Origin of the sequence: Nocardioides stalactiti, assembly GCF_014180715.1 — a bacterium.
GTDB lineage: Bacteria > Actinomycetota > Actinomycetes > Propionibacteriales > Nocardioidaceae > Nocardioides > Nocardioides stalactiti.
Window position 1 is genome coordinate 1 of record NZ_JACEFC010000251.1, and the last position, 814, is coordinate 814.

Genomic DNA, 814 nt, shown 5'->3' on the forward strand with positions numbered 1-814 from the left:
TCAACTGGAAGCTCGCCGCCGACGCCGACCACGGCGTCGCGCTCTCCCCTGCCGAGGCCTCGGCCACCAAGGTCTACGGCTCCGAGCTGGCCACCGAGGTCTATCGCAGCCTGATGGAGATCGTCGGGCCCCACGCCGGCGTCACCGGCACCTCCCCCGGCGCCGCGATCGCCGGGCGGCTCGAGCGGTTCTACCGCTCCTCGCTGGTGATGACGTTCGGCGGCGGCACCAACGAGATCCAGCGCGACATCATCGGCTACGTCGGGCTCGGCCTCCCGGCCGCGAAGCGCTGAGAACCGACGACAACAGAGGACATGGACTACTGACATGGATTTCTTGTTCACCCCTGAGCAGGACGAGGCCGCAGCGCTGACCGCGGAGATCCTCACCGACAAGGCGACCAACGAGCGGATGAAGGCCGTCGAGAAGGCGGGCGACCGCTTCGACCGCGACCTGTGGGCGACGCTCGGCGACGCCTTCGACTGGGCGGACCTCGGTCTCATCGAGCTCGCCCGCGTCCTCGTGGAGGTCGGCCGCAGGGTCGCGCCGGTCCCGCTCGCCGTGCACGCCGCGTGCGTCACGTTCCTGAGCCGTTCGGGCCAGCCGGCCGACCGGTCGCTGTATGCCGCGGCGGTCGCCGAGGAGCGCGACCACCTCCCGGCCGCACCGACCGTCACCGCGGGTGCCGACGGCACGCTCACCGGCACCAAGACCCTCGTCCGGGCCGGGGTCGCGGCCGACGCGCTGCTCGTCACCGCGACCGGGCCCGACGGCGTCGGCGTCTACCTGGTGGACCCGACGGCCACCGGTGTCG

The 814-nt window shown here is 72.2% G+C and carries 2 protein-coding genes; both read left to right on the forward strand.

The features are described from left to right. A partial coding sequence (locus H0487_RS22755) for an acyl-CoA dehydrogenase family protein (RefSeq protein ID WP_281370778.1) occupies positions 1 to 293 on the forward strand: 293 nt, incomplete at its 5' end. A 34-nt stretch (positions 294 to 327) separates the two neighbouring features. After that, the coding region (locus H0487_RS22760; RefSeq protein ID WP_512698512.1) for an acyl-CoA dehydrogenase family protein at positions 328 to 814 on the forward strand (487 nt) is incomplete at its 3' end.